Source organism: Fictibacillus arsenicus (assembly GCF_001642935.1).
Taxonomy (GTDB): domain Bacteria; phylum Bacillota; class Bacilli; order Bacillales; family Fictibacillaceae; genus Fictibacillus; species Fictibacillus arsenicus_B.
Genome location: NZ_CP016761.1, coordinates 3966763 through 3979479, shown reverse-complemented (window position 1 = coordinate 3979479; position 12717 = coordinate 3966763). Strand labels below are relative to the sequence as shown.

The window sequence follows — 12717 nt, the reverse complement described above, 5'->3', positions numbered from 1 at the left end:
GGGACAGTTTTATGTTATTAGAATTAAATGAATTAAACAGAATCGCCATTTTATTAGGTGGTCTTTTGTATATGGTCTATGGGGGCATCTACTATTCCATTCTGCTAGGAAAGAAAAAAGAAGCTGGAAGCCAGGGCTCTTTCAAATATATTTTTTCTGTCCTTACTGCTTTTATCAGTTCATTTTTAATATCCATTTTAATCAATGCTGCTGGGATTGAAAATTTTATAGCAGGTACAGCGATAGGATTTATGATCGGCTTGCTTATCTCATTGGTTTATATTAAAAACTCACTGTTTGGATTGTTAACAAAAAAATCTTGCATCATAGCAATAGGGGATCACTTCGTTATTTTCACCCTGCTTGGTATGCTCCATGGGTTCATGAACTAAATGATTATGCTGGGAAGCCTTTGAGTAAGGTTTCTTTTTTTTTGACTATTTTCTAAAGATGTTCGCTGACAGTTGAGAGGAACGGAAGAGGCGAGATTCTTTTTTTAAATACAATTATCATAAAAAACCACTGGCATAATGGTTTTCCATTACACCAGTGGCTTAAATTACAAACGATTAACGAATACCTTTCATGAACTCCTGAATCTTTGGAGAAATCACGAAAAGAATCAAACTTAACAGGATTGCAACTCCACCGATTGTACCAAAGTACATCATTTCTGTTTCTGCAGAGTAGAACTTAACGATTTGTGCATTGATTGCTTGTGCAGCAGCACTTGATAAGAACCATAAGCTCATTGTTTGTGCAGAGAAAGCAGCTGGAGCCAGTTTAGTTGTTGCAGAAAGTCCAACTGGTGATAATAGCAGCTCACCAAGTACAACGATAAAGTAACTAAGAACTAGCCATAAAGGATTTACCAATGTGTTATCTCCGCCAAAGTATGCAGGCAGAAGAATAACCATAAATGATAAACCAGCAAAGAAAAGACTAAGTGCAAATTTCTTTGGTACTGTTGGCTGACGGTCGCCAAGCTTCACCCACATCCAAGCGAATACAGGTGCTAGAACGATGATGAATAATGGGTTTAACGATTGGAACCAAGCTGGAGAAATCGTAAGACCAGCAAATTCTAAATCAGTACGCTTGTCCGCATAAGCAGCAAGGATTGTTGAACCTTGTTCTTGAATAGCCCAGAACATAACAGACGCAATAAACAATGGAATATATGCCAAAATTCTTGAACGTTCTGTAGCTGTTGTTTTTGGACTGCGGTACATGACGATGAAATAAATGGTTGGAATCGTAATACCGAAAATACCAACAAGAGTAATAAACACATTAAGTGTAAAAATCCCAGCAGGAATTGTAGTTCCTAGAATAACTGCTAATGCAACAACTGTAATTCCAACAATTAAGGAATATTTTTTCTTCTCAGCCGGAGAAAGCGGGTTTGGCACAAAAGAACCTGCAAGACCAAGATTTTTTTTCTTTGTAACAACAAATACGATTAGTCCTAATAGCATACCAACTGCGGCAATCCCGAATCCTAGATGGAAGCTCGTTTTTGCAACTTGTCCTACGATTAACGGAGATAGGAAAGCACCAAGGTTGATACCCATATAGAAAATACTAAATCCTGCATCACGGCGATTATCTTCAGGAGCATACATATCCCCTACAACGCTTGATACGTTGGGCTTAAGTAAACCTGTACCAATTACGATAAAGACCATAGAAATAAATAACATCGTCAGATCGCCCGGTAATGATAAGACAATATGACCGATCATGATTAAAATACCACCATAGAATAACGCTCTAGATGTACCAAAAACTCTGTCTGCTAACCAACCACCGATAACACCAGACATATATACTAGTGAACCATAAATGGACATGATTGCTAATGCTGTGGATTCCTCAATTCCTAATCCACCTTTTGAAACTTCGTAATACATGTAATAAATCAGGATTGCTCTCATTCCATAGTAAGAAAAGCGCTCCCAAAACTCAGTGAAGAAAAGTGTGAACAAACCTTTAGGGTGTCCGAAGAAGCCTTTTTGAGGGACACTGTCCACAATTTTCTGTCTATTGATGTCTGACATAAGACAACCTCCTTTATTTCATTAAATATAATACTTTGAAATATTTATTATTGTCAAAAGTTTTTGGCTTATCTATTATTACAGGTTATTATTTATTCGTAAATGGAAATTACAGCCTATATAGGTTAAAAGGCTTATATAACAGCAAATATGAGCTAAACAAGTGATTATGAAAGACCCAAAACATAGTATGGTTTAAAAGATAAGATTTTAATATGAATGTATTGGAAATGGCATGATAACATTGTGGGAATGATAAGTTTTCAGTAGTATAAAAGAATAAGTTTAATGTTTTGAAAAGAGGTCTTTTAATGATTACTAATTCCATATATGGATTAACATTTGAACAGCTTGCGGCATGGCTTTTAGAACATGGGCATAAACAATACCGGGCATCACAAGTGTGGGATTATCTTTACCGAAAGAGAGTAAAAGATTTCTCTGAAATGACAGAGGTTAACAAAGATTGCACTGCTCTTTTAGAAGAAAATTTTGTTATCCATACGTTATCGCATCATGTTAAACAAGAAGCATCCGATGGTACGGTTAAATTTTTATTTAAACTTCAAGATGGAAACTTAATCGAGACAGTTTTGATGAGGCATAAATATGGACTATCTGTTTGTGTAACAACTCAAGTAGGCTGCAACATTGGCTGCAGTTTTTGTGCAAGCGGCTTATTAACGAAAACTCGTGATCTGACCAGTGGTGAAATCGTGGAACAAATCATGAATGTTCAGCATCATTTGGATGATGCAGGAAACGGTGAGAAAGTAAGTCATATCGTAGTAATGGGAATAGGTGAGCCATTCGATAACTTTGAGAACATGGTAAACTTTTTACAGATTATCATCGATCAAAAAGGTCTTGCTATCGGATCCAGACATATTACTGTTTCAACTAGTGGGATTGTCAACAAGATCTATGAATTTGCCGATACAAATATCCCAGTTAATTTAGCTATTTCCTTGCATGCACCAAACAATGAACTGCGTACTAAAATCATGAAGATCAACCGTGCATACCCTCTAGAAAAACTGATGGATTCGATCAATTATTACATCGAGAAAACAAACCGCCGTATAACGATTGAATATATCTTACTTAAAGATGTGAACGATCATATAGAAGAAGCAAATGAACTTGCAGCACTTTTTCATGATAAAAAGAAAAAAGTTTATATTAACCTTATCCCATATAACCCGGTTGATGAGCACAGTCAATATCAGCGAAGTGCACAAGAATCCGTTTTAGCTTTCTATGACACACTCAAAAAGAACGGAATCAACTGTAAAATCCGCCAAGAGCACGGCACGGACATTGATGCTGCATGCGGACAGTTAAGAAGCAAGCAGATTAGGAAAGAAAAAGGCGATATAGTCAGCCGATAAAAGTAACGGCCATTCATTAAGATTGGCCTTTTTTATATTGACATTTTGTAAATTAATTACATATAATAGGGGTAATCAATGGAAAGGATGGTGTGTTTGTGAGCGTGAGCGTTCTTAACTAAAACAATTTGGATAAAGGCAAGCGAAAGAAAATCTAAACGTTTTTTACGTTTATTTAGTTATGCTCTTTTGTTGCCGCCATTAGTTAAGAACAGCGGTCAGATACAAGCCATCATATGCAAATCCTTGATGCTGCCGGACTCTTCTTAAGAGCCGATTTTTTTTGTGCATTTTTTCAGGGTGAAGTCTATCTATGAGGCAGAAATGACATGTTCATTTCTGTCTTTTTTTATTTGGCATGTTCCTGGCCTCTGTTTTAGGGGAGGGGATTTTCGCTCAAACAGATGAATGTATATTTTAAGAAATTTTTATCCTAAAAAAATTGGAGGCAGTTCCATTGAATACACAAACAATAAACATGCTTGAATATAAAAAAATCAAAGAAATTCTAGGCGGTTATGCAGTTAATGCTGTAACAAAACAAGTGATCGAAACGTTAGAACCGTCCACAAACCTCTCCATCATTCAATCCTGGATGGTGGACACAACAGAGGCCAGACTTATATTAGAAAAAAGTGCAAGTGTTCCAATAGCAAACTTGAATGGACTAGAGCACATACTTGAGATTCCGAAAAAAGGATTAAACCTGTCACCTGAACAGCTGACACTAGTTTATGGTCTTCTTGATAATGTCAGCCGAATACAGCGGTTCATGAAGGATAAACAATTTTTAGCACCTGCTGTGTCGAGTTATGCGTACTCTATGTTTGATCTTCCAGATGTACAGGAGGAGATATACCGGTGCATTCGAAATGGAAGAGTAGATGATCATGCCAGTAAATCTCTGCTAAAAACGAGAAAAAAGATTGCTGTTATTGAAGAAAAAATTAAATCAAAGCTTGATAACATAGTAAAATCTGCCGCCTACCGGGATATGATGCAGGAGCAGATCATTTCTATGAGGGAGGGCCGTTACGTAATTCCGGTTAAAAGTAAATTCAAAAGAAATATAGATGGACAGATTCTCGATAGTTCATCGAGTGGTGCTACAGTTTACATGGAGCCAAATGATATCCGCAAGCTTCAAACAGAGATTAGTATGCTGCGAGCAGAAGAGGAGATTGAAATCTCTAAAGTTTTAAGTATTTTAACTGGTATGGTAGCGGGATATGAACGTGAACTTGGAATAAACATCGAAGGTATGGCTCAATATGATTTTATCTTTGCTAAAGCGAAGTACAGCAGGTCTTTAGATGCCACAAATGTGGAGCTAAATTTAGATAATAAAATAAAGATTTTTAACGGCAAACACCCTTTATTGGGAGAAAAATGTGTACCTTTAAATTTTACCCTTGGTGAAACTTATCAAGCACTTGTAATAACAGGACCGAATACCGGAGGGAAAACCGTTGCAATCAAGACTGTAGGTCTTTTAACAATGATGGTTCAATCTGGACTTCATGTTCCCGTAGGTGAAGGAAGCGAATTTGCAGTATTTCGCGAGATCTACGCAGACATTGGTGATGGTCAAAGTATTGAGCAATCGTTAAGTACCTTCTCCTCGCACATAACAAATATTATTTCAATAATGAATCAAGCGGGACCTCAAGATTTAGTCATACTCGATGAGCTTGGAGCTGGAACAGATCCTGCAGAAGGAATGGGCCTGGCAGTAGCGATACTTGAAAAACTGTACAGTCAGGGAAGTATGATTTTAGCAACCACTCACTATAGTGAGATCAAAGAGTTTGCAAATGTAACAAAAGGCTTTGAAAACGGATCTATGGAATTTGATTTAGAAACATTGCAGCCGCTTTATCGGTTGATAATCGGAAAAGCAGGTGAAAGTCAGGCTCTATCAATAGCGCGTAAGTTAGGAATGGTCCCTGAGGTTATTAACCGTGCAAAAGAGGTCACCTACAGCGATGAAGTTTATCCACATGTGGATAAACAAAATTCGATTTCTTTATCCACAGCAAGTAATGAAATGCTTCAGATTTCGAGAGAAAAGGCTCAATCCACAGTAAAAAAGCCGCAAGAAAAACGGATTCCTGTTCAAAACGAACAAGAAGAAACATACAAAATTGGAGACCGAGTATATGTAACAAGTTTAAAAACTGCAGGAATCATTTGTGAGTTAGAGAATTCAAAAGGAGAGTATGGAGTACTTGCCGGGGAAACCAAGCATCACATTCACAAAAAACGCTTAATTCTTCATATTCGAAGTGAGATGCTATATCCTGAGGACTATGATATGGATATTGTGTTTGAAACAAAAGAGAATCGAAAAAAAGATAAACTGATGAACAAGCGTCACATAGATGGAATGACGATAGAAAGAGAGAACAGCTAAAGCAGGGGATCATGCATGAAAAACACGATTATCTGTAAGGTTTTAAGTTTAAATGACTTACATGATACATTTTTAAGTGAGTTCAATCGTTATCAAGTAACCAATCAAGTTTTGTATATGGAAAATCATCAATATAAATTGAAGTACGATCATTTTATTGACGACTGGGATGATAACAAAAAAGCTCAAGTCATTCATGATCTGCGCATTTGTATAGATCAAGGGGGCAGGGCAATAGGAGCTTTTGACGTATCTGGTTTAGCTGGTTTTGCAAATATAGATGGCTGCTTGTTCGGGACAAAAACCGAATATGCAGAGCTTCCTTATATTCATATTTCATCAGAACGAAGAGGCTGTGGGATAGGAAAAATACTATTTGAAAAATGCTGTGAAGAAGCAAAGAAACTAGGGGCAAGAAAGCTTTATATTGCTGCACATCCATCCGTCGAATCACAGGGATTTTATAAAGCAATGGGATGTGATGGGGCTGTTGAAATTAACGAAAAAATATTAAGTCGGGAACCGCTTGATATTCAGTTAGAAAAAATTTTGTAAATAAGTAAAAAAGAGCTCCTGTCACCTGACAGGAGCTCTTTTTAGGCAAATACTCTAACTTTATCAATCACTGCATTTTTTACATCTGTACCTAATTCGATAGGGGTTGAAAAATACTTATCGCAGCTGATATTTTGAATCACTATGTCATCGGCTCGGTGGCCGCCTCCATATATTTTAATCGCAGGACCAGCCGTCTTAAAGTCTTTTATTGTTACATGATTCAACAAAACGTTGCGTGCGCGGTATTGGATAGCGATCACAGGGTTTTTCTTATAATCATAAGAAGGATCGCCAATAAGGGTAAAATGATTAATCAATACATGATTGTAACCTGAAACGACAAGTCCTCGTGGAGTTGAATCCTTGTAAAGATCAGTAAAAAACGGTGCAATAGCACATATATTCGTTGCAGAGATATGAAAAGCAGTTTTCGATTCTGGGTCGATTTCCTTGTGGTGGCCAATGTGCCTGAAATTATAAGCTCTATTATCATTTACAGACAAGTGGCCGACAATATGGACATTGGAAGCTGCAGAAGCATTATGATGCGCTTTAATCTCTAGACCTCCAAAGCATCGTGTTGTTGAGTTGTTCAAAAGCCATACGTTCTGGGATCCATCATCTATCTCAATCCCATTAGAGTTAGAAAATCCTTTTTTATGCGACCTGCCGCTAGGATCACACATGTGGGAGTTAGAAATAAAAATATGTGAGCTGTGATGAGTTGTTATTCCATCATCTCCGAAACCATAGCCATTAAGATTATCAAGCCAGATATATTTACTTCCTCCTCTTGAAAGTGTGCCATCCCCTAAATAGGTATATATAGAAGAAGATACGTCAAAGCAATGCAGGCCAGGGTTAATTGCTTCTATATCATGCATCCACCCATATTTTACGTTTGCAAAAGTAAGACAGCTGGAACGATTGTTTCCAGCACTTGTTTTTTCTTCATTTCCAAGTCTTTCAATGTTCCAGTTTAGACTCAAGCCTTTTACTAAAATGTTGCGGTTGCCCCAAAAATGGTTCTTATTCGTTACAAGCCATTCACTCTTTGGGGATTGGTCATGCAATTTCAAAACAGACTTTCCCTTTCCTTCCCCTATTATGCATGTCCAGGATGGCAGTTTTATTCCTTTTGTGAGATATGTGCCCTCAGGAATGCGTACTATTACTTTTCCATTGCCTATAGCCTTCTTAAAAGCTTCTGTATCATCTGCGAGCCCATCACCAATTGCTCCATAGTCTTTTACGTTTACTTCCTCTATTATTTCTTTGAATAGTTTCGTATATTGATCATCTAGTTCGCTTTTCCAATTTGGATAGATAGATTCTTCTGAATCACAGCATATTTGTGTTGTTGATACTTTTTGATAACCGATATTTTTAACTAGCGTTCTTTTAGTAATTAATTTCATCCAATTAAATAGAGCTTTCTTGTTTTCATTTCTTTTAGTATTGTGGCTGCTCTCATTAAATAAAGCTTCCGTTTCATGTAAAGCTTCCTTAAGTGAAAAATCCTCTTGCTGATATTCTTTTATAAGCTTTGCATTTTTATTAGGATCATGATTTTTATCTAAATAAATCAAAGGCATCTCACCTCAGCTTCAAATAACGAGTCTATTTTAATGATTCCCGTTCAATTAATTTGTAATCAGAAAAGAAAAATCGGGTAGGGGAGACGGATGCAAACAAAAACGTTTACTTGTAAACGAACAAGTTTACAAGTTTGCAGAAATGTTTGCATTTGTTTGCAACGAAGTTTACAAGTTTACAAATACGTTTGCATGCTGTTGTGTAAGGTTTTTCTAGGAGAATGAGATGATGTTTACAACAATGTTTGCATGTTTACGTTTTTGTTAAAAGGAAAAATAGGCATTGTTTAATTTGCCAATACATTCTAATCTATTAATATAGCAACAAAATAACAATTGAAATAAGAAAGGAAGAATGCCCGTGAGTAAATCTAGAATTGCAGCAATTGATGTAGGCAATGATTCATTAAAAGGGATATTTGGAAAATTAGATTATGAGCTGAACATACCAAACGTTATCGCAAGAGATATTGAAGACCGTCCTGTTATTGGAATTGAAGAATTAGACAGCAAAGATCCTTTAGAAGGAATACATATTAAAGTCCACTCCCCTGCTCTTAAAGAAAACAATGTAATATACCGTGTTGGAGAATTGGCAGCTAAAAGTGACAACTCTACAGAATTAGATCCAGGAAGCAGCAAGTCTGAAGAAGATCAGACATTGATCATGCTTTTTGCAGCTCTTGCCCTCGACGCTGTTAGAGACGAAAACGCAAAAACTTTCACTAAAAACAATAATGTACTTGATACAAGCTACATCTTAGGTACAGGATTGCCACTTCGTGAAGTAAAAGAAGGTAAAGACGCTGGATACCGCTCTAAATTACTAGGCTCAGTTCACCAGATAGAGTTTTTAATTACACCAAAATATCAAGGGTTAAAAGTAAATATAAAGTTTGAAGAAGTAAAGGTTTATCCAGAAGGTTTTGCTGCATTTATTAACCTTGTGATGGACAACGACCTAAACATCATAAACAAGGATTTAATCGACAAGCCTATTCTTATCCAGGATATCGGCGGATTATCAACTGATATTGCAGTAATTAAGAATAGAAATGTTGATGATGACAAAGCACAAGGCTTTAACCTTGGAGTTTCTGAAGCATTAGAACAGATCAGAGAAGAAATCCGTTCAAAACATGGTGTAGAACTCGACAGCAGACGTGATGTTGTTGACATTATTACGAAGAAGACAAACCGGAACCATATAATGGTGCGCGGTAGCCGTACAAGCGTACACGATATTACGGACCGTATTTTGGTAGACTTAGCTAAAAAGCAGTACCGTCTGCTTCGCAATGTGTGGCAAAAGAATTCTCAGACTGAGATCTGCTACTTTGTAGGCGGAGGTTCTGCAGTCCTTAAGGATTATATTAAGACGCTTAATAATAACCTTGATGGATATAACATCGACTTTTTTGAGGATGAAAAAGAGAGCATCTGGATGATGGCAAATGCTTATTATAAGCTGATTTCTGATCACCTTAAGAGAACAACGAAAGACCAAAAGAGTGAGGACAAAGAGAAAAAAGCCGTTAAAGCTTAAGTAGGGTGATGAAATGGATAAAAAAGCTGCCAATGAAATAACCAGAGGCAAAACGATTGCTTTTCGTATACCCTCTGATACCCCTGATCACGTCTTAAAGCAGCTTCAAAAGCTTAAAGAGACGGAAAGACGCAACTTTTCGAGCAGGATTTCAGAGTTCGTCATGCAGGGTGTTGGACAAACCATTCAAAAAGATAGAGAGACAATCACCATCCCGCTCCCAAAAAATCTTAGTAAAATGCAAAGGGATTGGCTTAAGCATGAGCATTCTGAAGCCTTATTAGGCAATATTATGTATCAGCTTATATCGAATCCTGTTAGAACCTCTTCATTACTCGCAGCCTTAAACAGCAATTCTACGGATATTGATCAAGCTTTATATCTCCAAGAAGAAGAGCAGAATGATGAGGTTACTTTAGATGTTTATGATGATGAAACAGTTAATCTTGATACAATTGATGATTTAGATGATGATGATTTAAGTCAATTTGATTGGGATAACGCTAAACGTGAGGAAGACGAACCAAAAGAGGAGCCAAAAGATCCTGAAAAAGAAATGGAAGATTTATTAGGAGATTTCCTAGCACATATGAATAAGTAATGGAAGGCGCAGCTGAGCTTATAGCTGCGTTTTTTTTGCGAAAATTTCAGTTTGTTAACTGTCTCTGAAGGGAAGGGTTCTTATGTGAAGTTAAAAAACTTACAGAGAGGAACAGTTGAATGAGCGAAAAGAGTAAAATGAGTGGAAACACTAAGGACGAACAACTGGAACAATTTCGTGTAGATGATGAAGGCAAGAAGCTGACGACAAATCAAGGTTTAAAAGTATCGGAGGATGAGTTTTCTCTTAAAGCGGGTGAACGTGGACCAACTTTAATGGAGGATTTTCACTTCCGGGAAAAAATGACACACTTTGACCATGAACGAATTCCAGAAAGAATTGTACATGCGCGGGGCTTTGCAGCTCATGGAGAATTTGAACTATATGAGTCTTTAAAGGAATTTACTAAGGCGAATTTTCTGCAGGATACTTCTAAAAAGACATCAACTTTTGTCCGTTTTTCAACTGTTGCTGGTTCACGCGGCTCTGCTGAAACAGTGCGTGATGCCCGCGGCTTCGCAACGAAATTTTATACAGAAGAAGGGAATTATGACCTTGTCGGCAATAATATCCCAGTCTTTTTTATACAGGATGCTATAAAATTTCCAGATTTGGTTCATGCGTTAAAACCAGAGCCGCATAATGAGATGCCGCAAGCAGCAAGCGCTCATGACACGTTCTGGGATTTTGTTGCGAACAATCAAGAATCTGCACATATGGTTATGTGGGCGATGTCTGATCGCGCTATTCCGAGAAGTTTTCGCATGATGGAAGGGTTCGGTGTACATACGTTCCGTCTTGTTAACGATCAAGGAAAAGCTCATTTTGTAAAATTCCACTGGAAGCCTGTACTAGGCACACATTCTCTGGTATGGGATGAAGCTCAAAAAATATCAGGAAAGGATGCTGACTTCCACCGACGTGACCTCTGGGAATCGATTGAAAACGGTGATTATCCGGAGTATGAATTAGGACTGCAAATAATCGCGGAAGAAGATGAGTTCAATTTTGATTTTGATATTCTTGATCCTACGAAATTATGGCCGGAAGAAGATGTTCCGGTAAAAATAGTTGGGAAAATGACCTTGAACCGAAACGTAGATAATGTATTTGCGGAAACGGAACAGGTTGCTTTCCATCCTGGTCATGTAGTGCCGGGTATCGATTTTTCAAATGACCCTCTGCTTCAGGGGCGTTTATTTTCCTATACTGATACACAATTACTTCGTCTTGGCGGTCCGAATTTTCATGAACTCCCAATCAATCGTCCGGTTTGTCCGTTTCATAACAATCAAAGGGATGGTTTTGGGCGTCAGACAATAAATAGAGGGCAAGTAAGCTACCACAAAAACTCCCTGGCCGCTAACACGCCGTCACCGGCAACCGAAGAGGAAGGGGGATATGTTCATTACCAAGAAAAAATAGAAGGCAGAAAGGTACGCAGCAGAAGTGAAAGCTTTAAAGATCACTTCTCTCAAGCTACACTTTTCTGGAACAGTATGAGTGAACCAGAGAAACAGCATTTAAAAAATGCGTTTAGCTTTGAACTAGGGAAAGTAAAGAGCAAATCCGTTCGGCAGCAAGTTGTTGACATGTTTGCGAACGTCAGCTCAGAACTTGCAGCAACATTTGCTGAAGCAATTGGAGCAGAACCACCTGCAGGTAAAGAGTCCGAAGTTACGAAATCTTCCCCTGCATTAAGCCAGCTTAATACGAAGAAGAACCCAAGCACACGTAAAGTTGGAGTTATTGTTGGCAATGAAATGAACGCTAAAGAAGTCTCTGCTGTACTAAAAGCTTTAAAAGCTAAAGGGATTCAGGCAGAGTGCATTAGTGATAAATTAGGGAAACCAATGGCTGGTGATGATGCCGAAATCGAAGTCAAGCATACATTTTTGACTGCATCCTCGGTATTGTTTGACGCGATTTATCTTGCAGGCGGCAGTACGGATGCCAAATTCAAGAAGAATGCAATGCACTTTATTAACGAAGCGTACGCACACTATAAACCGATCGGAGCTACACACGAAGGTGCTTTATTGCTGAAAGAAGCCGAAATAATGGATGATGCAGGAGTAGTAAGCAGTGATGACATGAATGACTTCGCAGAACGATTTGCTGATGCTATTGCAGCTCATCGTCATTGGGACAGAAAGATTATGTAAAATTAAAGAGATGATGGCAGCTTCAATTATGGAGCTGTTTTTTTTATGTCAAAGGATCTTAAAAGATTTTTGCGTATTATTCTTTTTTGTGAAGACACTTCATTGACAAGTTGTTTGGAGTGGAAGGTGCGAGACTCCTCGAAAATGAAAATCACATTTTCTTCGTGCGATGTAACGCTGTTGAAGCCTTCCTTGTCCTGAGGGATCAGCGGGACAGGGAGACTCCACAGGCTCAGAAGCTAGCTCACCTTACCCCTCGCAGAAAGCGAGCAACTTGGAGCGGAAATCAACTACTTCCACTAGCAACCATTTTACGAAAACAGTCTTGTCAAAAGAATGAAATGAAAAGATTTATCCAAACTACCTATGTAGGATTAAAATTTAAGGA

9 protein-coding genes are annotated in these 12717 nt (G+C 37.9%); 7 read left to right on the top strand and 2 right to left on the bottom strand.

Annotation, left to right across the window (positions count from 1 at the left end):
* The first annotated feature begins 11 nt into the window (after window positions 1-11).
* Entirely contained in the window at window positions 12-392 is a 381-nt protein-coding gene (locus ABE41_RS20075) for a DUF1761 domain-containing protein (protein ID WP_066294309.1), read from the top strand.
* Window positions 393-569: 177 nt separating this feature from the next.
* Here the strand turns inward: ABE41_RS20075 and ABE41_RS20070 are convergent, their stop codons facing one another.
* Window positions 570-2060 (bottom strand): peptide MFS transporter, encoded by a 1491-nt coding sequence (locus ABE41_RS20070; protein WP_066294306.1) that lies wholly within the window; start codon window positions 2058-2060, stop codon window positions 570-572.
* Between the two features lie 311 nt (window positions 2061-2371).
* Here ABE41_RS20070 and rlmN point away from each other — a divergent pair, with 311 nt between their 5' ends.
* From rlmN to ABE41_RS20055, 3 genes are all read left to right on the top strand, one after another.
* Entirely contained in the window at window positions 2372-3451 is a 1080-nt protein-coding gene (gene rlmN, locus ABE41_RS20065; RefSeq protein ID WP_066294304.1) for a dual-specificity RNA methyltransferase RlmN, read from the top strand.
* A 457-nt stretch (window positions 3452-3908) separates the two neighbouring features.
* Entirely contained in the window at window positions 3909-5864 is a 1956-nt protein-coding gene (locus ABE41_RS20060) for an endonuclease MutS2 (RefSeq protein ID WP_083207906.1), read from the top strand.
* Between the two features lie 15 nt (window positions 5865-5879).
* On the top strand, window positions 5880-6419 hold the full coding sequence (locus ABE41_RS20055) for a GNAT family N-acetyltransferase (protein WP_066294302.1): 540 nt from the start codon (window positions 5880-5882) through the stop codon (window positions 6417-6419).
* 41 nt (window positions 6420-6460) lie between these two features.
* Here the strand turns inward: ABE41_RS20055 and ABE41_RS20050 are convergent, their stop codons facing one another.
* A complete protein-coding gene (locus ABE41_RS20050) occupies window positions 6461-8011 on the bottom strand; it encodes a glycosyl hydrolase family 28-related protein (protein WP_066294299.1) in 1551 nt (516 codons plus the stop codon).
* A gap of 367 nt (window positions 8012-8378) precedes the next feature.
* Here ABE41_RS20050 and ABE41_RS20045 point away from each other — a divergent pair, with 367 nt between their 5' ends.
* From ABE41_RS20045 to ABE41_RS20035, 3 genes are all read left to right on the top strand, one after another.
* Window positions 8379-9563, top strand: coding sequence for a ParM/StbA family protein (locus ABE41_RS20045; RefSeq protein WP_066294297.1), 1185 nt, complete (start codon window positions 8379-8381; stop codon window positions 9561-9563).
* Window positions 9564-9576: 13 nt separating this feature from the next.
* On the top strand, window positions 9577-10164 hold the full coding sequence (locus tag ABE41_RS20040; protein WP_066294295.1) for a hypothetical protein: 588 nt from the start codon (window positions 9577-9579) through the stop codon (window positions 10162-10164).
* A 119-nt stretch (window positions 10165-10283) separates the two neighbouring features.
* The gene (locus tag ABE41_RS20035; RefSeq protein WP_066294292.1) at window positions 10284-12329 is read left to right on the top strand and encodes a catalase; all 2046 of its coding nucleotides are present in this window, start codon (window positions 10284-10286) and stop codon (window positions 12327-12329) included.
* The last annotated feature ends 388 nt before the right edge of the window (window positions 12330-12717 follow it).